This is a genomic window from Nonomuraea sp. MTCD27 (assembly GCF_041950495.1).
GTDB lineage: Bacteria > Actinomycetota > Actinomycetes > Streptosporangiales > Streptosporangiaceae > Nonomuraea.
This window is the reverse complement of the sequence record NZ_JBGNUW010000016.1, coordinates 218,883-243,230: the sequence shown is the minus strand read 5'-3', so window position 1 is coordinate 243,230 and position 24,348 is coordinate 218,883. Positions and strand designations below refer to the sequence as shown.

20 protein-coding genes are annotated in these 24,348 nt (G+C 73.4%); 8 read left to right on the top strand and 12 right to left on the bottom strand.

The window, feature by feature from the left end:
- From ACBJ59_RS39890 to ACBJ59_RS39865, 6 genes are read left to right on the top strand one after another with little or no spacing between them, the layout of a single operon-like run.
- A complete protein-coding gene (locus ACBJ59_RS39890) occupies positions 1-891 on the top strand; it encodes an NADH-quinone oxidoreductase subunit H (protein WP_375115319.1) in 891 nt (296 codons plus the stop codon).
- Entirely contained in the window at positions 888-1,385 is a 498-nt protein-coding gene (locus ACBJ59_RS39885) for an NADH-quinone oxidoreductase subunit J (RefSeq protein WP_375115318.1), read from the top strand. Before ACBJ59_RS39890 ends, ACBJ59_RS39885 begins: the two co-directional genes overlap by 4 nt.
- A complete protein-coding gene (gene nuoK / locus ACBJ59_RS39880; RefSeq protein WP_375115317.1) occupies positions 1,382-1,687 on the top strand; it encodes an NADH-quinone oxidoreductase subunit NuoK in 306 nt (101 codons plus the stop codon). Before ACBJ59_RS39885 ends, nuoK begins: the two co-directional genes overlap by 4 nt.
- Positions 1,684-3,567 carry an NADH-quinone oxidoreductase subunit L gene (locus ACBJ59_RS39875; RefSeq protein ID WP_375115316.1) on the top strand — a complete coding sequence of 628 codons (1,884 nt, stop codon included), beginning with the start codon at positions 1,684-1,686 and terminating at the stop codon, positions 3,565-3,567. The genes nuoK and ACBJ59_RS39875 overlap by 4 nt, the downstream gene beginning before the upstream one ends.
- Positions 3,564-5,033, top strand: a complete 1,470-nt coding sequence (locus ACBJ59_RS39870; RefSeq protein ID WP_375115315.1) for a NuoM family protein — start codon at positions 3,564-3,566, stop codon at positions 5,031-5,033. Before ACBJ59_RS39875 ends, ACBJ59_RS39870 begins: the two co-directional genes overlap by 4 nt.
- Positions 5,030-6,346 (top strand): NADH-quinone oxidoreductase subunit N, encoded by a 1,317-nt coding sequence (locus tag ACBJ59_RS39865; protein WP_375115314.1) that lies wholly within the window; start codon positions 5,030-5,032, stop codon positions 6,344-6,346. Before ACBJ59_RS39870 ends, ACBJ59_RS39865 begins: the two co-directional genes overlap by 4 nt.
- 4 nt (positions 6,347-6,350) lie before the next feature.
- Here ACBJ59_RS39865 and ACBJ59_RS39860 read toward each other — a convergent pair whose 3' ends face one another.
- From ACBJ59_RS39860 to ACBJ59_RS39840, 5 genes are all read right to left on the bottom strand, one after another.
- Positions 6,351-6,515, bottom strand: coding sequence for a hypothetical protein (locus tag ACBJ59_RS39860; RefSeq protein WP_375115313.1), 165 nt, complete (start codon positions 6,513-6,515; stop codon positions 6,351-6,353).
- A gap of 654 nt (positions 6,516-7,169) precedes the next feature.
- Entirely contained in the window at positions 7,170-8,075 is a 906-nt protein-coding gene (locus ACBJ59_RS39855) for a DNA-processing protein DprA (protein ID WP_375115312.1), read from the bottom strand.
- Positions 8,076-8,192: 117 nt separating this feature from the next.
- Positions 8,193-12,842 (bottom strand): SCO7613 C-terminal domain-containing membrane protein, encoded by a 4,650-nt coding sequence (locus tag ACBJ59_RS39850; RefSeq protein ID WP_375115311.1) that lies wholly within the window; start codon positions 12,840-12,842, stop codon positions 8,193-8,195.
- Positions 12,843-13,036: 194 nt separating this feature from the next.
- Positions 13,037-13,696, bottom strand: coding sequence for a FadR/GntR family transcriptional regulator (locus ACBJ59_RS39845; RefSeq protein ID WP_375115310.1), 660 nt, complete (start codon positions 13,694-13,696; stop codon positions 13,037-13,039).
- An 84-nt stretch (positions 13,697-13,780) separates the two neighbouring features.
- On the bottom strand, positions 13,781-14,971 hold the full coding sequence (locus tag ACBJ59_RS39840) for an ADP-ribosylglycohydrolase family protein (RefSeq protein ID WP_375115309.1): 1,191 nt from the start codon (positions 14,969-14,971) through the stop codon (positions 13,781-13,783).
- A gap of 74 nt (positions 14,972-15,045) precedes the next feature.
- On the opposite strand from ACBJ59_RS39840, the gene ACBJ59_RS39835 reads away from it, so the two are divergent.
- Positions 15,046-16,968, top strand: a complete 1,923-nt coding sequence (locus tag ACBJ59_RS39835) for a Xaa-Pro dipeptidyl-peptidase (protein ID WP_375115308.1) — start codon at positions 15,046-15,048, stop codon at positions 16,966-16,968.
- Between the two features lie 28 nt (positions 16,969-16,996).
- On the opposite strand, the gene ACBJ59_RS39830 is transcribed toward ACBJ59_RS39835, so the two are convergent.
- The 7 genes from ACBJ59_RS39830 to ACBJ59_RS39800 are packed head-to-tail and all read right to left on the bottom strand — an operon-like array spanning position 16,997 to position 22,738.
- Complete coding sequence (locus ACBJ59_RS39830) at positions 16,997-18,766, bottom strand: RNA polymerase sigma factor (protein ID WP_375115307.1); 1,770 nt, start codon at positions 18,764-18,766, stop codon at positions 16,997-16,999.
- Between the two features lie 45 nt (positions 18,767-18,811).
- Positions 18,812-20,002, bottom strand: coding sequence for an FAD-dependent oxidoreductase (locus ACBJ59_RS39825; RefSeq protein ID WP_375115306.1), 1,191 nt, complete (start codon positions 20,000-20,002; stop codon positions 18,812-18,814).
- Positions 19,999-20,736, bottom strand: a complete 738-nt coding sequence (locus tag ACBJ59_RS39820) for a hypothetical protein (protein ID WP_375115305.1) — start codon at positions 20,734-20,736, stop codon at positions 19,999-20,001. Before ACBJ59_RS39820 ends, ACBJ59_RS39825 begins: the two co-directional genes overlap by 4 nt.
- A gap of 54 nt (positions 20,737-20,790) precedes the next feature.
- A complete protein-coding gene (locus ACBJ59_RS39815; RefSeq protein WP_375115304.1) occupies positions 20,791-21,021 on the bottom strand; it encodes a hypothetical protein in 231 nt (76 codons plus the stop codon).
- 12 nt (positions 21,022-21,033) lie between these two features.
- Positions 21,034-21,348 (bottom strand): hypothetical protein, encoded by a 315-nt coding sequence (locus ACBJ59_RS39810; protein ID WP_375115303.1) that lies wholly within the window; start codon positions 21,346-21,348, stop codon positions 21,034-21,036.
- Positions 21,345-22,019 (bottom strand): hypothetical protein, encoded by a 675-nt coding sequence (locus tag ACBJ59_RS39805; RefSeq protein WP_375115302.1) that lies wholly within the window; start codon positions 22,017-22,019, stop codon positions 21,345-21,347. The genes ACBJ59_RS39810 and ACBJ59_RS39805 overlap by 4 nt, the downstream gene beginning before the upstream one ends.
- Positions 22,016-22,738, bottom strand: coding sequence for a hypothetical protein (locus tag ACBJ59_RS39800; RefSeq protein WP_375115301.1), 723 nt, complete (start codon positions 22,736-22,738; stop codon positions 22,016-22,018). Before ACBJ59_RS39800 ends, ACBJ59_RS39805 begins: the two co-directional genes overlap by 4 nt.
- A gap of 223 nt (positions 22,739-22,961) precedes the next feature.
- On the opposite strand from ACBJ59_RS39800, the gene ACBJ59_RS39795 reads away from it, so the two are divergent.
- Entirely contained in the window at positions 22,962-24,218 is a 1,257-nt protein-coding gene (locus ACBJ59_RS39795) for a Scr1 family TA system antitoxin-like transcriptional regulator (RefSeq protein WP_375115300.1), read from the top strand.
- Positions 24,219-24,348 lie beyond the last annotated feature (130 nt).

Here is a 24,348-nt window from a genome sequence, read left to right as displayed (position 1 = left end):
GTGGGTGAGGCGGTGGGGCTGGTGCTCGGGCTGGTGGGGCTCGGGTGGGTGGCCGCCGCGCTCGATGCCGGCCTGGGCGGGGCGCGGCGTGGTGCCATGGGGGTGCCGTTGGGGGAGGTGGCGCGGTTGGTGACGCAGCGGCGGCGGCGCACGCTCGTACCCGATGGCCTGCTCGTCCGTACCGGCATCATCGCCCTGCTCCTCGCCGCCCTCCTGGCCGCCGTCGTGCTGCCCGTCGGCGAGGCGCCCGTGCTCGACACGAGTGTCGGGATCGTCTGGTTCAACGCCATGGAGGTGTGCGTCTGGGGTGCCCTGTGGCTGGTCGGGTGGGGGGTCAACTCCGTGTACCCGCTGATCGGCGGCTACCGGTTCCTGGTGCAGGGGCTGAGCTACGAGCTGCCGCACATGTTCGCGCTGATCACGGTGGCGCTGGGTGCGGGGTCGTTGCGGATCGGCGACGTGGTGGCGGCTCAGCGGGAGCTGTGGTTCGTGGTGTGGATGCCCGTCGCGTTCGTGGTCTACCTGATCTCGGCGGCGGCGATGGCGTTCTGGGGTCCCCTGGGGCAGCCGCTGGGCCGGGACGTGGCCGGCGGGGTGCCCGCGGAGCTGGCGGGGGCCGACCGGTTGTTGTTCACGATCGGCCGGTACGCGCTGCTGATCGTCGTGGCCGCCGCCGCGGTGCCGTTGTTCCTGGGCGGCGGCGCGGGGCCGGTGCTGCCCGGCTGGGCGTGGGCGGCGATCAAGACCGTGGCCGTGTTGTGCGTGTTGGTGCTGGTCAAGCACCGGGTCCCGGCCGTACGGATGGATCGGTTCACCAAGTTCGCGTGGGTGGTGCTGATCCCGCTCGCGCTCGTGCAGACGCTGGTCGTCGGAATCGTGGTGCTCCCGTGAGCGTGGCCTTCTGGGTGCTCGCCGTCCTCGCCGTGGCGAGCGGCGTGGCCGTCTTCGTGGTCGACTCGATGGCGCGGGCCACGTTCGCGCTGCTGGCCTCGCTGCTGGCCGTGGGCGGGACGCTGCTGCTGGTCGATCTGCACTACGTGGGCGCGCTGGTGATCCTGATGATGGTCATGGAGATGCTGGTCATGGCGGTATTCATGATCATGTACATGATGAACCCGGGCGGGTTGACCCCCATGAAGATGGTGCACAACCCCCGGGGCGCCGAGCTGATCGCGGGGGCCGTCTTCGTGCTGCTGGCCGCGGGGGTGTTCCTGGCCCCGTGGCCCGAGCGGAAGGGGCGGCCGCCCGCCGACCCCACGCGCGCGCTCGGCCTGTCGATCATGGGGCCGAAGATGCTCGTGATGATGGTCATCGGTGTGGCCATCCTGGCGACCATGATCTCCACCGTCGTGCTGGCGACCCACCGGGGGCGGTACGACCGATGACGCTCGAAGCCTTCCTCCTGCTGGCCGCCACGCTGTTCTCCGTCGGCCTGTACGGCGCCCTGTCCCAGCAGTCCATCGTCATGCTCATGATGGGCCTCGAACTCATGATCAACGGGCTGATCGTGGCCGGCGGCGCCTTCTGGTACTTCGTCGCGCCCCAGACCGCCGACGGCCAGGTCCTCGTGCTGGTCGCCGTCACGGTCATGGCGCTCGAGATGGCCATGGGCTTCGCGGTCACCACCGCGATCTTCCGCGCGCGCGACGTGGACATGACCGACGACGCCGGAGACCTCAGAGGGTGAGCGCTCTCCTGTGGCTCCTGCCCCTGCTGCCCATCGGCGCGGGCGGCGCCCTCCTGCTCGTACGGCGGGCGGGCCGGGCCGTGGCGATCCCCGTGGCCGCGCTGACACTGGCGCTGGCCGCGCACGCGGCCGTGACCAGGCCCGCCGTGACCACCCGGCTGCTCCTCCAGGAGGGGCTGGCCGTGGACGGGCTGTCGGCCGTCATGGTGATCACGGTGGCGGCGGCCGGGCTGGCCGTGCTGGTCTTCGCGGCGGGGGAGCTGCGGGAGGCCAGGTTCCACGGGCTCATGCTGATCTTCCTGGGCGCGATGCTGGTGACGGTCACGGCCACGGACCTCCTGCTGCTGCTGATGGGGTGGGAGGTCATGGGCGCCATGTCGTACGCGCTCATCGGCTACTGGTGGCACGAACCGGGACGGGTCCGGTCCGGCACCGTCGCCTTCCTCACCACCCGGGCCGGGGATTTGGGGCTCTATTTCGCGGCCGGGGCGGCCATGGCAGGGGGCGGTGCCCTCCTGCTGTCGGGGCTGCCGCAGGCTCCGTGGCGGGATCTGGTGGCGGGCGGGATCGTGCTGGCGGCGCTGGGGAAGTCGGCACAGCTGCCGTTCTCGTTCTGGTTGTCGCGGGCGATGGCCGGGCCCAGCCCGGTGTCCGCGCTGCTGCATTCGGCGACGATGGTGGCGGCGGGGGCGTACCTGCTGCTGCGGGTGCAGCCGCTGCTCGCCGCCACCGGGTGGGCGGCGGCCGTGGTGACCTGGGCGGGGGCGGTGACGGCGCTGCTGCTCGGGGCCGTCGCGGTCGCGCAGCGCGATCTCAAGCAGCTCCTGGCCGCCTCCACGTGTGCGCAGCTCGGGTTCATGGTGGCGGCGGCGGGGCTGCCGGCCGTCGCCGGGGGTGTCGCGCACCTCGTCGCGCACGCCGCCGTCAAGAGCCTGCTCTTCCTCGGGGCCGGGGCCTGGCTGTCGGCGCTCGGGACGGAGGAGTTGCGCGGGCTGGGCGGGGCGGGACGGCGGTATCCGGTGGTGGGGGTGGCGTTCGGGGTGGGGGCGGTGGCGCTGGCGGGGGTGCCGCCGCTGTCGCTGTGGGTGACCAAGGACACGATCCTGGGGGCGGTGCGGGAGCCCGGGCTGTACGCGGTGCTGCTCGTGGCCGCGCTGCTGGCCGCCGCGTACTCGGCCAGGGCGCTGGTCGCGGTCTGGGGGCGGCCTGCCGGCGGTCGCCCGCCCGGTCGGGTGGTGACGGGGTGGGAGCGGGCGCCGATGCCGGTGCTCGCCCTGGCCGCCGCCGGGCTCGGGGTGGTGGGGGTGCCCGGGGTGTTCGAGGCGTGGGGGCGGCTGGTCGGCGATCCCGGCGCGGCCGCGCCCACGATCGGCGGCCTTGCGCTGTCCGGCGGCCTGGCGCTCGCCGTGGTGGCCGCCGTGATCCTGATCCGGCCCGGTACGGTCGTCGTCCCGGCGCGGCGGGCGGGCGGGGTGCTCGGCGGGTGGCTGGGTCTGGAGCGGGCGGCCGTGGTGCTCGTCGCGCGGCCGGTCATGGCGCTGGCCCGGACGCTCGCCCGGTTCGACGACCGGGTGCTGGACGCGGGCGTGCACGGTGCCGCCCGGGCGGGCAGGGCGGTGGCGGGGGCGGCCGGGGCGTTCGACGACCGGGCGGTCGACGCCGCCGTGGCGGCGGTGCCCCGCGCGGGCCTGGGCGCCGCCCGGATCGTCAGGGCCCCGTTCGAGGCCGGGCTGGACGGCGCCGTACGGGCGGTCGCCGCCACGGCCGGCCGCCTCGGCGCGCTGGCCCGGCGCCCGCAGACCGGCCAGGTACACCTCTACTTCGCCCAGGCGGCCGTCGCGCTGATCGTGCTGGCCGTCGCATTCGCCATCCTGAGGTGAGCGTGCTCTCCATCGTGATCTTCCTGCCCCTGGCGGCCGCCGCCGCGCTCCTGGCCCTGCCCCGGCTCGGCGCGCGGGCGGCCACCTGGATCTGGATCGCCGCCACGGCCGCCGACCTGGCCCTGGTCGTCGCCATGTGGGCCGGGTACGGCGGCGGCACCGCGTACGAGACCAGGCTGCGCTGGATCCCCTCCGTCGGCGCCGGCTACCACGTCGGGGTGGACGGCCTGTCGCTTCCACTGATCGCGATGACCTCGCTGCTGTTCCTCCTCTGCGCCGTCTACTCGCTCGGCGAGACCCACCGGCCCCGGGCGTACGCGGCGCTGTTCCTGTTCCTGCAGACCGTCTGCCTCGGCGTGTTCGCGGCGCTCGACCTGCTGCTGTTCTTCGTCTTCTTCGATCTGGCGATCGTCGGCATGTACTTCGTGATCGTCGGCTGGGGGCACGGGGACCGGGCGCGGTCGGGGCTGAAGTTCTTCCTGTACACGTTCCTCGGCTCGCTGGCGCTGCTGCTCGGCTTCATCGGCCTCTACCTCGCCGCCGAGCCGTACACGTTCGACATGGCCGACCTGATCGCGAACCCGCCGCCGGCCGGCGCGGCGGTGCTGCTCGCCGTGGGGATCGGGCTCGCGGTGAAGACGCCGGTGGTGCCCGTGCACACCTGGCTGCCGCCCGCCCACACCGACGCGCCCGCCGCCGGCTCGGCGATCCTGGCCGGGGTGCTGCTGAAGATGGGCACGTACGGCCTGGCGCGCATCGCCGTGCCCATGCTGCCGGGGCAGTGGCGGGCGTACGCCTGGGTGGTCATCGCGATCGGGGTCCTCAGCGTCCTGTACGGCGCCCTGGTCGCCCTCGCCCAGGAGAACCTGAAACGCCTGATCGCCTACACCTCCGTGAACCACATGGGCTACATCGTCCTGGCCCTCGGCGCGGCCGGGCTGAGCGGCGGCCGGGCGGCGCGGGAGCTGGCGGTCAGCGGGGCCGTCACGCAGATGGTCAGCCACGGTCTCATCACCGGCGCGCTGTTCCTGATCTCCGGCGTCCTGTGGGACCGGGCCGGGAGCTACCAGATCGGTAAATATGGCGGGATCGCCGGACAGGCGCCGGTCCTGAGCGGGCTGACGGCGATGGCGGCGTTCGCCTCGCTGGGCCTTCCCGGCTTTTCCGGATTTATCGCCGAATTTCAAATTTTCACCGGCGTCATCGGGGCGGGCGCCGTGGTCGCGGGCGCGGTCTCCCTCACCGGCATCCTCATCACGGCGGCCCTGCTGCTGCGGATGCTGCACCGGGCCTTCCTCGGCGAGCCGGGCGAGCTGACCGGCCGGGTCGCCGACCTGCGCCCGCACGAGTCGGCCGCGATCGCCCCGCTGCTGGCCCTGTCGCTGGTCATCGGCATCGCACCGCGCTGGCTGCTCGACCTGATCGAGCCCGCCGCCCAGGCCGTCGTGACGCTGGCCGGCCGATGAGCCTTCTGGCGCTGCTTCCCGAGCTGCTGATCCTGGCGGGCGCGGTGGCCGGGCTGGTCACGGGCCTGTTCGTGGCGCGGGATCGCCAGCGCGTGGTGGCCTGGACCAACGGGGTGGCACTGGCCGGCGCGGCCGCCGCGACCACGATGAATCCCGAGACGATGGCGTTCGACGGGTACGTCGTGGACCGCGTCACGAACGTCACCCGCCTCACCGTCGCCCTCGCCACCATCCTCGTCATCTGCCTGGCCGCCGGCCGGGCCAGGGGGAACGCGCGCGAGAGCGAGCTGTACACGCTGGTCGCGCTGGCCGCCCTCGGCACGATCGCCATGGCGGGGGCGGGGGACCTGCTCGTGCTCGTGGCGGCGTACCTGCTGGCGAGCATTCCCGCGTACGCGCTGGCCGGTTTCGCCAAGGACGCGCCGGGCACCGAGGCGGCGCTCAAGTACTACCTGATGGGCGCCTTCCTCGGCGTGCTCATGCTGGCCGGCGTCACGATCGCGTACGGCTCCTCCGGCGCCACCGCCTACCCCGAGACCCGCGCCCCCGCCGTGGCGGCGGTCCTGCTGCTGGCCGGGCTGCTGTTCAAGGCCGGCGGGGTGCCCGCCCACTTCTGGGTGCCCGACGTGGCGGAGGGTGCGTCGCGGCCGGTGGCGGCGTTCGTGACGACAGTGCCCAAGATCGGGGCGCTGGCGGCTCTGTACCGGCTGGCGTCCGGGGTGTTCGACGAGCCCGCGCTGATCGCGGTCGTCGCGGCGGCCACGATGACGCTGGGCAACCTGGCCGCCTTCCACCAGGACAACGTGCGCCGCCTGCTGGCGTACTCGACGGTCAGCCAGGCCGGCTACCTGCTGGTCCCGGTGGCCGTGGCCGGGCGTACGGACCTGGCGGAGCCGGCGCTGCTGTTCTACCTGGCCGCGTACGCGATCACGAACCTGGGCGCCTTCGCCGTCGTGGTCACGGCGGGCACGGACACCCTGGCCGACTACGCCGGGCTGGCCAGGCGGTCGCCGTGGACGGCCTTCGCCCTGGTCGTGTGCCTGCTGGGGCTCGTCGGAACCCCGCCGACGGCCGTCTTCGCCGGCAAGCTGCTGATGTTCGCGGCAGCCTGGGACGGGGGATACGCCTGGCTCGCGGTCCTGGCCGTCGCCAACACGGTGGCCAGCGTCTTCTACTACCTGCGCTGGATCCGGCCGGTCTTCGCCCAGGAGGGCGGAGCCGGGGAGAGCCGGACGGGCACGGTCGCCCTCGTGGCCGCGGCAGGTTCTCTCGCGCTGGGAATAGCCGCCGGCGTCGTCCTGCTCATCGCATGACGGCCTACGGTGTGGGCCGAGGAGGTAACGGCGAGCGGCAGCCGTCACCCGTGACGGGGCAGACGTCCACGGAATATTCGCGGTCGGTGAGAATTCGCTGCAGGGAGGCTTCCACGAGCGATCGCTGGAAGTCGGTGCGGATGCGGCGTGCGATGACCACGATGGTCACTTCCGCGGCTCCCCCGAGCAGGAGCGCGGCCGGCTGCGGACTGCGCGTGCCCGCCCTGGACCCAGGTGTCCTTCAGCACGACGATGTGCCTGCCTGCCACTGTCGCAGGATCAGGCACGATGAAGTGCTCGGGCCGAGCCTCTCGTCGCTGCGCCTCCGGAATGTCAGGAGCGGCTTCGAGCCTCAGCCGGGCCCAGCGATCTGGAAGGACGGCTGCCAGCGTGGCGAGAGGATGGGTGCCAGTACGTCCCCGAAGCGAGGGAACCGTCGTCACGCCTGTGACGGGCCTGGCGGCCACGACATCGAGACACGACGCGTGGGTACGGGAAAATCCCAGAAGGAGAAGAAGTAACCGCTGGTAAGAGGGATTGCGGAGCCGCTGGGCTTCGGGCATCGGATCTTTGTACCGGTACATGTCCCGGTCCGCCTGGGTGCCCACAATGGCATAGCTCAACGGGACGACCCGGCCCGCGACGGGCACTTGTCCTCGGCTGGCATCCACGTTGCAGCGGTAGCACCGCCTGTATTGCGGGGAGACGGGACCTGTGCAGATGTCGCACGTGACATTCGGTATGCGGAGAGGGTTCGACATGACCGCGCCAAGCCGCTCACGAATCATCTGCCGGAGCGCCGGTGATGTCTCCGACAATGGAGTCAGCCAATCCCCGAAAGGAAACTCTCAAGCTGCTTGGGACGGTCCAGCAGGTCATCGACGATGGCCATCGCCTCGTGGGTGTCCTGAGCCACGTGGACGTCGGGCTTGCCCGCCGTGACCCGTCCCCACTCGGTGCGGTCGAGCACGGAGCGCATCAGGATCACGGGCCGGCCGTGTTCCACCGCCTTGCGCGCCTGGATGCGGGTCCCGCTCCGCTCACCGGCCTCGACGATGATCGTCGCCAAACTGTAGCCCGACATCGTGCCGTTGCGCAGCGGGAACGTCGTCTTGTCCGGTGCTCTGTCCGGCCAGAACTGAGAGAACACCGTCCCTTGCTCCGCGACCTCCCGATGAAGATCGCGATTTTCGGGGGGAAAATGTTTGCGGATCCCCGTACCTATGACGGCCACCGTTCGGCCGCCCGCGCGGAGTGCGGCCTGATGTGCGGCCGTGTCGACGCCGGCGGCCAGGCCCGAGACCACGGTGAGGCCACGCTCCACGAGTCGCGTGGCCAACTCGGCCGTGATGGCCCGGCCTTCTGATGAGACCGCTCTGGAGCCGACCACCGCCACCCCGTCGTCCTCAGCGCGGACCGCCCCACGGGCGAAGAGCAGCGGGGGCCGGTCGAACACGTCGCGGAGGCGGTGTGGGTAATGATCATCGCCCAGGGTGATCACCTGGATGCCGTCCCGTTCGCAGGACGTGATCTCCTCCGTGGCTCTGGCGATAGCCTCATCCACGGGATCCGAGAACAGGTCGACGGGCGCCAGGTGCTCGCGCAGCACCGTCACCGGCGATGCTTCATCGGCGAGTCGCTGGACGAGCTCGCGCTCGCCCTTCTCCGTGGAGGTGTGCCGAAGTAGCGCCACCAACGCGGCGCGCTCCCTGTCGTCCCACCGGCCCACATCACCAGCCTAGTGTCTCGACCTGTCTCACGTCATCCTGGACATCGAACACATGTGCCCATTGTCCCGGTTCGGTCATGCAACTGCGGCACGTCCACGACCGGTGAGGGCAGCCGCTCAGCGCATCCTGACGATCAACCGGCGGATCTTGCGCAGGTCGCGCAGCCTGTGCTCGTACGTGGCGCCGGTGAACAGCAGGAACGCGCCCGCCAGCGCGATCGGCAGCCAGCGCGGGCCCTCGCCCATCAGCTCGGCGAGGGTCGGCGCGAACTCGTGCGCCGCCGTCACCACCAGCACCCCTCCACCGAGGATCAGCGGTGCCTGCAGTCGGGTCCACGCGCCGGCCAGGGTCGCGGCGAACGCGGCCACGCCCAGCAGCAGCGGTCTGGCCAGGGCCGGGTCGTTCCAGGCGGCGTAGGCGCTGGGCAGGAACGTCAGCGCCAGCGCCGGGCCGTACCCGCTCCAGGAGGAGATCCCCGGGTCGCGGCGCCTGGCCGTCCACGCCGCGACCAGCCCAGCCACCGAGAGGGGCAGGGTGTACGCCTCGGGGGCGGTGACGCCGACGTCGGCCAGCCGCAGCCAGAGGGCGAGCTGCAGCAGCCCCAGCCCGAACCAGGCGGCGCGCCGCCGGTCCCGGCGCAGGGCGGCGACGGCCAGGGCGAGCCCGCCGGTGCAGGCGAGCGCCAGGCTCAGCAGGCTCGGGTCCCGCACCGCCATGGCGAGCGCGGCCGCGGCCAGCCCCCACCCGGCCACCTCAACCCCCACCGCCACCCGAACCGGCCGCCGCTCGTCCGCCCCGGCCTCCATCGCCACCCGCAGCGTCTGCCGTTCGTCGGCCTCGGCTCCCGTCGCCGCTCGAACCGGCCGCCGCTTGTCCGCTTCGGTTTGCGCCGCCGCAGGGGTGGGGTGTCGGACCGGCGTTTCGGTTTTCGGTGCCATCCGGATTACCCGGCGTCCGGCGGCGGGGCCGAGGGGGAGGGCGGTGGTGGGGAGGGCGATGGCTGGGAGGGTGGACAGGCGGGTGGCGGCGAGGGCGGTCAGGGCGGCGGTGGCGAGTACGGCGAAGGCCGCCTGCTCCACCCGCAGCCCCGCCGACAGCGCCGTGGCCGCCGCCAGCCCGCCCGCCGCGATCGCGGACGTCGCGGCCGCACCCGTACGCGCGGTCTCGCTGCGTGCCGCCACCCCGGCCACCGCCCCCAGCACCGCCACCCCGCCCAGCACCGCCAGCGTGTACGCCTCCACGTCCAGCGACCACACCACCAGATGCCCGCCGAACACCGGCGCCAGCACCCCCGCCACCCCCGGCCGGACCCCCGAGACCGCCTGCGCGGTCAGCGCCACCAGCACCGCCCCGTAGAAGGCCAGCACCCACGGGTACGCCAGATCCCCCGCGACCGGCACCAGCACCAGGCACCCCGGTACGACCACGGTGGCCACGGCCCGCCCGGCGAGCGCGCCACGCAGCCCGCGTGCCACGAGCACGCCGGTCACCGCCACGAAGGCGCCCACCCCCAGCGCGGTCACCACCGCCGACAGCTCGAACCCGGGATCCACCACGAACGCCTCCCCCCGGGCCTCGAACGACCGGGCAAGGATCGGCCACCCCCCGAAGCGTTCGCTCCAGGGCCGGCCGATCCCCGCATACGGCAGCCCCAGCGCCATCCCCCACACAGCCAGATGCGGCAGCAGAGCCACCCCCGCCACCAGGCCCGCCAGCACGTACGCGCCCACCCGGGTCCCCGCCCGCAACCGCCCCGCCGCCCCGGCCAGCGCGAGCGCGCCCACGGCCAGCACCAGCGTCAACCGTGCCACGTCCTGCGACAGGACCATGGCCACCGGCCACAACGCCAGCGCGGCCCCGCCCAGCGGCCCCGCGACCGCCCCCGGCAGGTTCGGCAGCGCGGCGGCCCGCGACAGCAGCACCGTCACCAGCAGCAGGACCAGTGCCGCGTTCGTCTCGCCGAGCCCGCCGCCCAGCGCCGCCGCCACGCTCTCCGCCCCCACCGCCAGCCCGGCCACCGTCGAGGCCACGCTCGTCACCGGCGAGCCCTTGCCCCGGAACGCGCACACCAGCCACGTCACCACGATCGCCGCCAGCACCGCGAGCGTCGCCGTACGGTCGGCCAGCGACCAGGACACCGCCAGCGTCGCCGTCCACAGGCTCGCGCTGCCCACGGCCGACCGGCTCATCGCCGACCAGAGCGCCAGCCCCGCCGTGAGGGCGACGAGGAAGGCCAGTGCCGCCCAGTACGGCAGGTCGGCGACCACCGGCAACGTCGTGGCCGCCAGCGGGAACGCAACCCTCGCCACCCCCATCGCGGCCGGCCTGCCCCAGCGGGCCCAGGCGGCGAACGTACCGGCGGCACCGGCCAGCACCAGGACGGGCAGCAACATCGGCTGCTCGTGCCACGGGCCCGAGGGGCTGAGCGCCTCCCGCGCGCCTTCCGCCGCACCCGCCCAGGCGTGGGTCAGCCAGCCGTACGGGCCGACGAGCGCGGGCACGACGGCACTGCTCAGCGGCAGCGGCGCGAGCGCGGCCAGCACGCACGCCTCGACCGCCGCCACCGTACGCCAGGGGCCTCTGGGCCGCCGCCACGCCGAGGCCGCCGCCAGCACCGCCGCGATCGCCGTCAGGAGCGCCAGCCACTCCACCGGGAGCGAGTGCCCGGCCAGCGCGAACACCCCGACCGCCACGGCCGCCGCCTCCGCCGCCGTCCGCCCGCCCGGGCGCACCAGCCTGGTCAGCCGGTCCAGGGAGCCGAGGGCGAGGGTGCGGCTCGTCCGCCGAGCCCGTACGACGGCTGCGGCCAGCCTGCGCGACGGCCTGGTCACGACGAGCGTGGCGGCCCGCACGCCGAGCAGCGCCAGCGCCGCGGCCGGCCCGTTCCCGAACAGCGCCCAGACGAGCATCGCGGCGGCGAGCGTCGCTCCAGCCCCGCCCACGGCCTGCACGGCCCACGGCCGGCCGGCGACGGCGCAGGCCAGGAGCGCGACCAGCAGCCCGCCCGCCACCGCGGCCGAACCCTCCCGATCAGCCAGCGCCCAGCACGCCACCAGCACGGCCAGGTACCCGCCCAGCCACAGCGGCGCCACATACCCGCCGCCCAGGCGCTTGTGCCCGGAGGTCGTGTCCGGGCCCGGCTCTTTCGGCGGCGTGCTGCGGGCGGCCGTCCAGAGCAGCGCGCCCGCCAGCGCCACGGCCACGGCCAGCGCCGCCTCGTACGGCATCCCCGCCGCCACCGGCGCCGTGAGCACGGCGAGCGAGGCCGAGACCAGCAAGAGGGTACGCCGGAGCCCGGCCGTCCACAGCTCGCCGCCCCGAGACGGCACGAGCGCCAGCCCCGCCACCACGGCCGCCATCACGACGGGCGTGGCCTCGGCATCGTGCCAGACGAGCCCCGGCCCCAGCAGGTCGGACGCGCGGCCGGTGACGTCCCGCCAGATGGACGTGAGCCAGCCCAGCGGGCCGATCGCGACCGCGCCCACCGCGTACGCCTTCCACGCGGCGGTAACCGCCAGCACGAGCGCGCCGCCCGTACGAACGCCGTCCCGCAGGCGTACCGGAAGCCTGAGGGCGGCGACCAGGACCAGCAGGCCGGCGCCCGCTACGACGGCGGGCCGCCACGAAGGCGGCACCATGGAGGCGGGCACGGCGCAGCAGGCGCCCGCCGCGGCGAGGGCGGCGCAGGCGGCGATCAGCGCGCGCGCCCCCCGGGCCCGCGTCGCGGACGCCCACAGGAGGGCCACCGCCGCGGCGACCCCCAGCACGAGCGCCATCCCGGGCCGGGGAAGGTCGACGTTCGCCACCGTCACGTACGCGGCCAGCCCCGTGCTGGCGACCCAGGCGAGCGAGCCCGCCACGGCGGTGGTCACGTACTCGGCGGCGGCCCGTGCCCGCCGGGCCGCCCGCCACAGGGCCAGGTCGAAGGCGGCCGTGGCCACCAGGGCCCCGGCGACCCAGGCCAGAGCGGGCGCCGGGCCCTGCTGGACGGCCAGTGCGGCCAGCGGCAGCGGTGCCTGGGCCAGGGCGATCGCGACCGGCGTGGGCAGGCGCAGGGGAGCCCGCCACGCGTACAGGGCCCACATCACGCTCAGCGCGGCGGTGCCCAGCGAGTAGCCCCACAAGGGGTCCAGCCCTGGTCCCCCGGAGGGACGGCCGTCGTCGAAGATCTGCGTGATGGCGACGCCGTCCAGCGGGATCAGCACCAGCCCGATGAGCGCCACCGTCTCGGCGGTCGCGACCAGGCGGCGGCGTACCAGCAGCCAGGGGGCGGCCAGCACCGCCAGCGTGAACAGGCTCAGGATGAGCGCCCGCAACGCGGGCACCTGCCAGCTCACCAGCGTGAACACCACCGCCGCGATCGACAGCAGCACCCCGCCGAGCAGGAGCAGCAGGTTCTGTACCGCCCGATGCGACAGATCCCGCCGCGGCCCCCGCACCCCCTCGGCCGCCGGGGCGGGGTCGCGGGTCGTCGCGGCCTCGGCCGCCGGTCCGGCTTCGGCGGCGTGCGCGGGCGCCCGGACCGGCTCGGCGGGTGCCGCCCCGGCGGTGGAAACGGCGGTGGGGGTGCTCGCGCGCATGCCCGCGAGCGCCTGGTCGCGGCGCTTCAGCAACTCGGTACGGCGCTGCTCGAGCTTGGTGAGCGCGGCCGCGGCGGCCAGGTAGTCGGAGGCGGCGCGGCCTCGGAGGTGCAGCCGGCAGTCGGGGCAGGTGTCCACCGGGCCGGACAGGGCGGTGCGACAGGAGGGACAGGTCGGCCAGTCCATGCGGGCACCTCGCGAAGATCGGCGTTGCCCAAGACCTTGCCGTACGAATCACACTTTGTCTGGAAATCCCAACAGCCGCAGCCCCGTCGTGACCCAGCCTTCGGAGGCCGAGAGCGCGGGCCCGGTGGTGTGGATCGGGCCCGTGGTGTTCGGGCCGGGCGGAGAGGCGGGTGGGTGGGTGTGGCGGGGTGGGGTCAGAGGTCGCGTTCCTGCTGGTCGAGGATGGCGACGCAGACCGCGATCGCCTTCGCCGCGTCCCTCTCCTCGATCGCCCCCAGCAACTCCTCGTGCGACGTGTCCGGATCCAGCGCCGCCTGCTCCTGGTCCCGGACGCTGTCGCGCAGGGCGTCGCTCATGCTGCGGTAGAGGTCCGCGAGCAGCGGGTTGTGCGCCGCGTCGGCCACCTGGAGGTGGAAGTCCACGTCCGCGTCCGCGAAGCCGTCGAGGTCGCCGGCCCGGCCGGCCGCGTTGCGGCGGGCCAGGGTCTCGCGCATCGCGGCCACGTCCTCCTCCGTGCGCCGGCCCGCCGCCAGCCGGGCGGCGACGAGGTCGAGGCCGCGGCGTACGTCGATGATGTCCATGGCGGCGGCCGTGTCGAGCCGCCGGCGCAGGGCGACCTTGGACTCGTCGGTCGCGGTCACGTACGTGCCGTCACCCTGCCGGGTGTGCAGCAGGCCCGCGTGGGCCAGGACCCGCACCGCCTCCCGTACGGACAGCCTGCTCATGCCCAGGCTCTCCGCGAGCCGGCTCTCGGACGGGATCTTGGTGCCGACCGGCCATACCCCTTCGGAGATCTCCCGGCGGAGCTCGGCGATGGCGGCGTCCACGAGCGAGGTCCGGGCGACGTTACGCATGAACTCTCTCCTCATCGGCTGAAGAATCTCCACCCTAGATCCTGCCGGGGGATGGGTCCGGATGGTGGGACGGCCACGGCACGGTCAGGCGAGCTCCGCGGCGAGGCGTTCGATCGTGTCGCGGCCCTCCAGCGGCGCCAGCCACGCGGCGGGCAGGGCGGCGGTGCCGTGGAGGGCGCCCAGGAGGTTGCCGCACACCGAGCCGGTCGAGTCGCTGTCGCCCGAGTGGTTGACCGACAGCAGCAGCGCCCTGTCCACGGCGGGCTCGACGAGGGCGCAGTAGACGCCGATGGCCAGGGCCTCCTCGGCCACCCAGGCGCCGCCGAGCGATTCGACCGCCTCGGGCGAGTGCTCCCCGGTCGCCGCCAGCAGCAGGGCGGCGCGGAGCGCGGTGGTGGTCTCCTCGTGGCCCGGATAGGTGGACAGGAGGTCCATGGCCTGGCGGACGGCGGGCTCCAGGGCCGCTCCCGCCATCAGGCGGGCGATGATCGCGGCGAAGGCGCCGGCGGCCAGGTAGCCGGTCGGGTGGCCGTGGGTGATCTGGGCACAGGCCGCGGCCAGCTCGAACGCCTCTCGGGCGCCGATCCGGCCTGGATCGGAGGGCTCGCCGGCGGTGCCCCGCCCCGGACCGGACGGTTCCCCGGTGGTGGTCCGGCCTGGATCGGAGGGCTCGCCGGCGGTGGTCCGGCCTGGGTCGGACGGCCCTGCGGCCCGGGCCAGGCCGAACGGGGCCGAGCGCATCACCGTGCCGCAGCCTTTCGAGTCGGGGTTCACCGGCCCCGGCTCGCCCCACGCCGCCGGGCCAGGGAACGGCCGGTGCAGGCCCGACAGGCAGGCGCTGCCCGGTGCGCGCCGGGAGTAGAGCCAGGTCTCCTCCCGCAGCCGGCCCGTCTGGTGGGGGAGGGCCGCCGGCGGGGGATCGGGGTTCCGCTGGGTGTCGAGCCAGCGCAGGTACGCCTGCCGCACCGCACCGACCACCTCCCCGACCACCTCCGCCGGTTCCCGCGCGGCGCCGAGACCTTCGCCACCCGCTCCGCTAGCTTGGGCGGTGGCGGCGCGGGCGGCCAGGAGGCCCTCGACCGTGAAGAGCGTCATCTGGGTGTCGTCCGTGATCAGGCCGGTCTTACCGCGCCAGGTCGTGACATATCCCGAGATGCCGTCGGCACCATGATCCCTGCGGATCTCACGCAACGACTGGAACTCGATCGGCGCCCCGAGCGCGTCACCGATCGCTCCGCCCAGGAGGCAGCCCCGGACCCGATCCCGAACATCCATACCTGGGATCTTGCCACCTCCCGGGCTGTCTGAGAGATTGCGCTTTATTTGGTCAATTGTCCCGGAGGACATGCGTGTCACAATTACGCCCAGCCCTCTTCGCAGTCGCCCTCACCCTCGCGATCGCGACCCCGGCCCAGGCCGCTGCCGGTCCTGTCATCACCGTCGAGAACGGCCGCACACAGCCGGTCTTCTCCTACGCGGACGCCGTCCGTGAGCACGTGTACGTCGAGTCGACCGTCGACAGCGACCTCGACGGCAACCTCGACAAGGTCAGGGTGGACATCATCCGGCCCAAGGAGTCCGGACCGGGGCTCAAGGTCCCGGTGGTCATCGACGAGAGCCCGTACTACGACAACTCGGGCCGCGGCAACGAGGCCGAGCGCAAGGTCTACGACGCCGCCGGAAATGTCACGAAATTTCCGCTCTTCTACGACAACTACTTCGTCCCCCGCGGCTACGCCGTCCTCAACGTCGACATGCTCGGCACCACCAGGTCGGACGGCTGCCCGGACATCGGCGGCAAGGCCGACGTGCTGGGCGGCAAGGCCGTCATCGACTGGCTGAACGGCCGCGCCAAGGCGGTACGCGCGGACGGCACCCCGGCCGTGGCCGACTGGACGACCGGCAAGGCCGCCATGATCGGCAAGTCGTACGACGGCACCCTGGCCAACGCCGTGGCCGCCACCGGGGTCGAGGGCCTCAAGACCATCGTCCCCATCTCGGCGATCAGCTCCTGGTACAAGTACCAGCGCTCGAACGGCGTCGTCTACAACTACGACTACGCCTCCTGGCTGGCCAACTACGTCGACACCGACCCCGAGGCCAAGTGCCAGCAGGTACGCGACCAGATGGACGCCCAGGACGGCGACGACACGGGCAACTACAACCCGTTCTGGGCCGAGCGTGACTACATCAACGGCCTGCTCGGCGACGCCTCCAAGGTCAAGGCCAGCGTCTTCGTCATCCACACGGTCAACGACCTCAACGTCAAGCCCGACAACTTCTCCGCCTGGTGGAAGGCCCTGGCCGACCGGGACGTGCCGCGCAAGATCTGGGTCGGCCAGACCCAGCACGTGGACCCGTTCGACTTCGAGAACCGCAGGGGCCTGTGGGTGGACACGCTGCACCGCTGGTTCGACTACTGGCTGCACGGCGTGCGCAACGGGATCGTGAACGAGCCCCGCGCCGACGTCGAGATCGCCCCGGCGCAGTGGATCACCCAGCGCGACTGGCCGGCCCCGTTCGCGCTCAAGGCGTCGCTGCGCCCGTCGGCCGACGGCTCGCTCGGCCTGCGGCCCGCCGCCAGGAACAGCACCGCCTCCTTCACCGACGTCGCCATGAGCGAGAACGACATGGTGGCCGACGTGGGCACGGCGAACCCGGGCCGGGTGGCGTTCACCACCGGCGCCCTCCCGCTCAACCTGCGCCTGTCCGGCACGCCCACCGCCGACCTGCGGGTCAAGCTGGACAAGCCCACCTCCAACCTCACCGCGCTCCTGGTGGACTTCGGCGAGGACACCCGCGTCGACTGGCGCCGCAACCAGGGCATCACCACGCTCACCGAGGAGGACTGCCACGGCGAGAGCACGGCGGACGACGACGCCTGCTACCGCAAGGTCGTCACGAACGTGGCCACCCGCCCGCTGGAGATCGTCGCCCGCGGCTGGATCGACGTGCAGAACCGCGACTCGCTCAGCCAGTCCGCGCCGCTGCCCGTGGGCACGTATGGCAAGGTCAAGTGGCTGACGCTGCCGCAGGACTACACGTTCAAGAAGGGCCACCGGATCGGTCTCGTCGTCGCCGGCACCGACTCGACCTACACGGACGAGGCCGGCACCGGCGCGAACGTCACCATCGACCTGGCCAAGAGCAGCGTGACCGTGCCGTTCGTGCTGGGCACGCCGCTGGCCGACGTGCCGCAGGACAAGGCCAAGTTCCGCGGTCCCGACCGGATCGAGCTGCCGGCGCCCGAGCCCGAGTTCCAGTTCTTCTGATCCCCCGGCCGGTAGGGGCCCCGGGCCCCTACCGGCACCCGCTCCAGTGGCCGCCGTCGCCGTCGTCCCGCGGGAGCGTGGTCCAGGCCACGTTCAGCGTCAGGGTGCCGCCGGCGGCGGTGGTGCCACCGGTGCGCCGCCCGTCGCCGGTGGTCCGGCCGGTCCACCGGACGGTGATCTTCCCCCGCTCCACGCCCGGCCGGGGATCGCAGGCGTCGCGCTCCCTGATCCGGAAGCGGGTCCCGGACACGGCGACGCCCTCGGTGCCGGTGGCCGAGGTGATCTCGCACCGGCCGGTGCACGACAGCGCGAACGACCCCGTACGCTCCGCGCCCAGCCACATCGACGACGGCGACAGCCGGGCCACCGGCGGCGCGGGCCTGGGCAGCGCGGTCTTCCTGGGCATGGCCTTGAGCGCGGACCCGGCGGTGTCACCGGTGGTGCCACCGGTGGTGCCACCGGTGGTGCCACCGGTGGGGCTCTCGGTGGTGACCTCGGCCACCCAGCGCGACGGCTCCTCCAGCAGCGCGCTCGTCTGCGCGGCGGCCTTGGTGAGCGTGACCGGGTGCTCGCGGGCGTTCATGACGGCCCAGATCAGGCCGGCCGCCAGCAGGCCCACGCCGACGATCAGCCCGAGCCTGGCCACGGCCCTGATCGGCGTGCCCGGCTCGGGATCGTCGTCGTCGGGCTGGTTCCGCCAGTACTCCTGCCACTGAGCGCCGTCCCCGCCGGCCGTCTGCTGCAGGTTCGACAGCGTGATGCCGCCGTAGCGGATGACGGCGCCGTTGCTGTGCACGCCGTTGCTCTCGCCCTTGGTGGCGGCGGTGAAGACCAGCTTGTCGCCGTACGCGCCGCCGCGGAAGGGCCGCGTCCGGCTCGGCGGCGTGAACGGGTGCCGCCCGCGCACGGCGGGCGCGGGCGGGTGCTCCTGGTCGGCGGCAGCCGCGCCCGCCGCCGACCAGGGCTTTCCCGAGGTCGCCGTCGTGGGGCCGGCGACCGGGGCGGGCGGCGTGGCGTCAGCGACCGGCGGAGGCGGCGACGAGGAGCCGCTCTCCACCAGTGTGCGTGCCTGCACAGGAAAGCCGTCAGCCCGCCAGAGTGGCCCCTCGCCGGGCAACGGCTGCGCTGATGCCAGCCGGTTGGGCAGTGTGCCGGGCAGTGCCGCGATCGGCAGGCGGCGCAGCAGCGCCCCCGCCGTCATGGTCCTCGGCGCGGCCCGGCAGGTCGCGCAGGTCTGGATGTGGCGGCCGATCCGGGCCCTGGCCCGCCGGCCGGGGGCCGCGACCCACTCCGCCATCCGCGCGGTCAAGTCGGTGCAGCCGTCGGGGGAGCGGGCGGCGATGATCGCGGCGAACCACTCCTCCAGACCGGCGGCGGCCCGGGAGACGATGGCCCGGACCTCGTCCTCGGGCAGCTCGAAGAGCACGCTGAGCTCGGGGTCCGCCAGGCCGTGCCGGACGGACAGGTCGAGCAGCTCCCGCTGCGGGCGCTCCAGGGACAGCAGCGCCTCGGGCAGCAGCTCCGACATGCGGCCGGGGCGCGACCACGAGCCGATGCTGGCGGGCTTGGCCACGACCGCCCGGTGGGCCCGGGCCACCGCGTACAACCAGGGCCGCCGCAGGGCGGGATCCACCACGCGGTCCGCGTACAGGTGCGCCGTCATCGCGGCGCCGGCCACCGCCTGCTCGGCGTCGCCGGCGGCGAGCTCGGTGCGGCAGTAGTCGTAGAGGCGGGCTCCGTGCTTGTCGCACAGGTCACGAATGGCCTGGCGCGCGTCGTCGGACAGGGTTCGCCACATCCGGTGTCACCTCCTCCATTCGGTACGCGGACGCGTCTATGTCGGTCAGGCCCTCCCCGCGGAGTCGGACACGGCGGACTTGGGCAGGGTGTCGAGCAGGGACGCCTGCGCGAGGTAGGCACGGGTGGCGTCGGGGTCGCCGGCGATGGCCCGCAGGCCCGCCATGGCCGCCGCGAGCCGGGCGCTGTCGCGCTCGCGCACGCCGGCCAGCCGCGTCTCGCGGCGCGGGATGACCCGCTGCAGCACCACCGAGCGCCGCCGCCAGGCCCACGCCTCCAGCGCGGTGGGCGGGGCGAAGCCGCCGATCACGGCCGCGATCACCTGGCCGGCCTCGGCCGCGTCGTGGATGCCGGCGTTCATGTTGAGCCCGCCGACCGTGGACGTCAGGTGCGCCGCGTCGCCCACGAACAGCACCCGCCCGCACCGGTACGAGGTCAGCACCCCCCGCGACAGCCCGAACCGGTCGGCGCCCGTTACGTGGATCGGCCCGCCCGCGCCCGGCAGGGCCCGGCGGACCAGCAGGGACAGGTTCGACGGGGACAGCGGCTCGTGCGCGTCGCACGGGATCTTGAAGATGATCCGCCAGTGGTCGGGCAGGCCGAGCAGGGTGCACGACTGCTGCACGTCCCGTACGTACGTCAGCGGCGCCAGGCTCGGCAGCAGCCGGTCGAGCGGCGAGTCGGTGAACACCCGCAGCGCCTGGGTCGGATAGCCGGACCTGGGGAACGGCAGCCCCAGCGAGCCGCGTACGGTGCTGTGCGCGCCGTCGGCGGCGATCATGTACCGGGCCCGCGTCCAGGTGTGGCCGACGCGGACCCGGATTCCCGTGCCACCCTCCGCCACGCCGTCCACGTGGGTGCCGAACCGCACGTCCACGTCCGGGTAGACGTCGAGGGCGGCGAGCAGCAGCCGGGTCAGCGAAGCCTGGTCGGCGTGGATCCGGAACGGGTGCTTGGTCAGGCCGTCCAGCCGGTTCATGCCCATCTCGGCCAGCACGATCCCCGACCGGTCGCGCCACTGCACCCGGTCCACCACGCGGCCCCCGGCCACCAGCCGGGAGGCCACGCCGAGGTCGTCCAGCAGGTCCAGCGTGGCCGGGTGGAACGTGCACGCCCGCGGTTGCCGGGGCAGCTCGCTCTCCCGCTCCAGCACGGTGACCGGGATCCCGGCCCGGGCCAGCGAGAGCGCGGCGGTCAGGCCGGCCGGCCCGGCTCCCACCACGATGACGCCGTTCATGCCGTGCGCCTCCCGTGAGCCGCCATGTGACGGCGGTAGGGCACGCGGCTGAGCGTCACGTGCCGGCCGACGGCTCTGGACAGGGCCCACCAGGCCGTGCAGAGGTTCGAGGTGAGCAACATCCGGTCGTTGCCGCTGGCCAGCGGCCCGAGCACGGGCAGGGTCGGCAGCCCGGTGCCGGTGAACAGCAGCACGGCGTCCCCGGGCAGCTCCGCCAGCTCGACCTGGCTGATCAGCTCGGGCGGGGTGACCGCGTAGGAGGAGTAGCCGTCCTGGGCGCGTACCTGGACCACCTGGGTGACGTTCAGCCCGGCCGTCTTCCAGAACCGCTCGGCCAGCTCCGTGACCCAGGGCTGGTACGGGGACACCAGCACGATGTCGCTCACCCTGACGTGCTCCATCGCCTCGCGCGTGGCCAGCGTCGCCGTGGCGAACGGCACCCCGGTCACCGCCGTGAGCTCGGCGCACTGCTCGCGGTCCTCGTCGGGGCCGAGCAGGTAGCGGGGCTCGCTGCAGGCCAGGACCATCGCGTCCAGCCGCAGGCCGTCGAACGCGCCCGCCATGGCGGGCAGGGCCTCGTTGTAACTCTCCAGCCGGTCGGCCAGGGACGCCCCCGGCATCACGGGGAGGCGGGCGACGTGCATGTCGGCCCGCGAGCCGAGCAGGCGGGTCAGCTCGGGTTCCGCCGACGGGTTCGCGGGTGCCACGATCACGCCGACCCTGCCGCGGCTCACTGGGTGCCCCGGACGGTGCGCATGGGTTTCCTCCTGTGCGGGAAGGCGAAGAGGTCAGATGGCGCGGTGCCGCGGTGTCCGATGGGTCAGGGCCTGGTCGATCTCGGTGATGGCCTCGACGGACACCTGGCGGATGCGGCGCAGCCGGTGCACCGTGCGCGCCGATCCCGCCGCCGGCGGGGTGCCGCCCGGATCCTCGTCCTGGGGCGGCTGCGGCGCGCCGGGCCGTACGCCCCGCGCGTGGACTTCGTGTGGTTGGGACCTGCGCAGCTCGTCGGTGAGCATGATCGCTCCTGTTTATCGCGGGTTGCCGGATCGGATGGGGGATGGATCACGAACGTCGAAGCGGGCCGGCTCCTTCGCGGCCTCGCTCCGTACCTGGTCGAAGCCGATGCGCGGCCCGGCGAGGAGCCGGCGTGGTATTGCCGGCCCCTCTTCCGCCGCGCGTTGAGATCGAGGTCCGGTCTCACGTCCCGACGCCCCGGCGACCCGCACCAGCGCCGTGGCGGCGAGCAGAACGGCGGCCGGCGGAACGGCCACCAGCACGGAGGCGTGCCCGGGCGCCGGCCCGTCAAGGAAGGGCCGGCCGATCAGCACCGTGGCGCCCGTCACGCCGATCGCCCCCCGAGCACCGCTCCCGTGCCGATGGCGCCCAGAGCCGAACCCCCGCCGGGGCCGCGCACGGCGAACGAGGCCGCGCAGACCCGCAGGCGGGAAGAAAGCCGACCCCAGGCGCTACCCCTTGAGTTGGCCAGCACGCCAGCCGCTACCGCGCTGGCCAACAGCACCGAACCGACTAAGTCGGGCACGTGCCGCTCGGTGCCGGGGGGGTGGGGAAGCGCCGGGGCCGGCGCCAAGAGCGCTGCCATCAGTCCCGCACAGACGGCGAACGGGCCGGGCCGGCCGTACTCGGCCGACAACCACCCTCCGCCGGATGGCAGCGCCAGCATTCCTGCGCCAGCGCACACGAGCGCCAGCATTCCTGCGCCGGCGCACACGCACGCCGGCGCGATGCCCCGGGCCCTTCGGCCTGCCGGCAGCGCGCCGAGGAGCAGCGCGAGCGCGACGGGGCACATCATCGCGGTACCGATGCCCTGAGCCGGCCGCCCTCCCGGCAGCACCTGCCAGGGCGCGGCCGTGATGACCGCCGTCGCGCCCAGGCAGAGCAGGGCCAGGCCGAGCGAGAGCACGCTCCGCCGGCCGAGGAGGTCGGTCGGCCGCCCCGAGATCGCGGTCGCCGGGACCGGTACGGCCCGGTGCTCGCGTAGGGGTGTCAGCGTCATCGCGCCGTCACCGCGCTCTCGACCTCGTTGGGCACGCTGACGCAGACCATTCGCTCCGTCAGCCCCGCTCGGGGGCCCGCCGCGCGCGGCCGGGCCGGTCCCGCACCACCGGCCACCGTACGCGCGACTTTCGAGGCGAGGGCGAGATGCTCGCCGCAGCGACGGCTCACCTTGGCCTCCAGCCCGGCCACCTGCGCCAGCCTGAGCCGCATCGGCTCCAGCGACGACCAGCGTTCGAGGCCGTCGAGATCGGCCAGCCGGGCGGGCCAGCGCAGCGCGTCGGCGCAGCGAGCCTCCACCTCGTCGGGCAGGTCCTCGGCCGGGAACGCCTCATGACGCAGCCGGGTGGCGACCATGACGGCCATGAACGCCGTCTTGTCGAAGTCGGCCAGCCGACCCGTCAGGGCGGCGGCCAGCATCCTGGCGCGGTGGCTCAGGCAGACCGCACTCCACCCGAGCAACAGCAGCCGATCAGGGCCCGTCTCCGTGTGCCAACCGGCCAGCCGCAACTCGCGGGCCATCCGGTGATAGAAGCGCCAACGGTGACGGGGGCTGTCCAGCCAGACCTGGAGTCCGCCCAGCGGCAGCCCGGCGACGTGCACACCCGCGCCCGCCACCGGCCCGGCCACGCGGGCGCAGATGCGTTGTACCACCCGCTCCTGCCCCATGGGGGCCGGATCTTCCGCGAACCAGGAACCATTTCCGGGATCCATGGTCATGTCCGGCCACCTCCTTGTCCGGGGAATCTCTCCAGAATCCTTAGGCTGTTAAGCCTCAGTTACCACGCGCTCCGATAGTCCGCTTACGAGCGGGGCTATGTCAACTGACAGTTTGCGCATAAGTTGATACCTGACCGCGTGGCAGAGCTTGCCCGCATGGCAGGGGACACTGGAGCCCACGTCCCTTACGCTGGAAAAGTTCACGGGCGGTAGGAGGTGTGCCGTGGCGAACTTCGCCGAGCGGCTCGATCTCGCGCTGACCAAGCGCGGCTTCACCGGCGCGCAGGTCGCCTCCGCCCTGACGGAGGCGGGCATCCCCATCACCCGCGCCTACGTCAGCCAGTTGCGCACCGGCAAGCAGACCAACCCGACCCTCCAGGTGCTCAGGGCGCTGGCGTCCTGCCTCCAGGTGAGCGTCGGCTGGCTGGTCGGTGACGACTACCTCGAGTCCGGCTCCGTCGAGGACCTGCAGCTGCGGGCGGCCACGATCGGCCTGTCCGCCTCCGGCCTGTCGGAGGGCTCGCTGGCCGTGCTGCGCGGCGTGATGGAGCTGGCCCGCAGGGCCGAGGGGCTGCCCGAGGAGCCGGAGCCCACCTCCGACATCCCGGAGGCGGTCGCGCCGCTGAGCGGGCCGCAGCGCCGGGCGCTCGGCAAGCGGCTGCACGGCCTGCGCCTGTCCGCCCAGCTCTCCGTCGAGCAGGTGGAGACCGCGATCGGCAAGGGAGCCGCCGCGATCCCCGCCATCGAGGAGGGCCGCATCGCCCCCGCGCCCATCACCGTCGAGCGCCTGCTGACCGTCTACGGCGTCTCGGCCCCGCCCATCCGCGAATACGTGCTGGCGCTGGCGCGGGGAGAGCGCGAGGCCGCCTGGTACGACGCGCAGTCGGTGCCCGTCTGGCTGGCCACCGCCTACGCCTTGGAGCAGCGGGCCACGGTGATCCGCACCTTCCACACCCAGTTCGTCCCGCCGCTGCTGCAGACCGAGGAATACGCCAGGGCCGCCATCACCGTGGCCGGCCCCGCGACGCTCGGGCAGCAGACGGTGGAGGAGGCGCTCGCCCTCGTGCTGGCCCGCCAGGAGGCCGTGGCCCGCGACAGCGGCGTCGTGCTGTGGGCCGTGATCGACGAGAGCGTCCTGACGCGCTCGATCGTCGGCCTGCACGTCCAGCTCCGCCAGCTCGACGTGCTCATCGAGCACGCCAAGCGGCCCAACGTCTCGCTGCACGTGGTGCCGATGGAGGACCCGGCGTACGTGCCGCGCACCGGCCCGTTCACGCTGTGGCGCTTCGCCGAGGCGTTCGAGCCCGACATCGCGTGCGCCCACGGCATCGAGTCCGACGCGCTGATCACCGAGACGGCCGCGGTGGAGGCGTACCACCAGGCCTTCACCAAGTTGTCGGTGACGACGACGACGCGCGAGGAGACCTTCGAGATGTTGAATCTCCATCGCGAAAGGCTTTCGCGCTCGCTGGGTAAATGATCGGCGTTCCCGCCTGAGAGATCATTTATGCGGGCGAATGGTTACGCACATATACCCAAATCCAATAGCTTTTCCGGTTGTCTTTCGCCGTGGGGCGAGGATCATATGTTCTGGGTCATCGAGTGTGGGG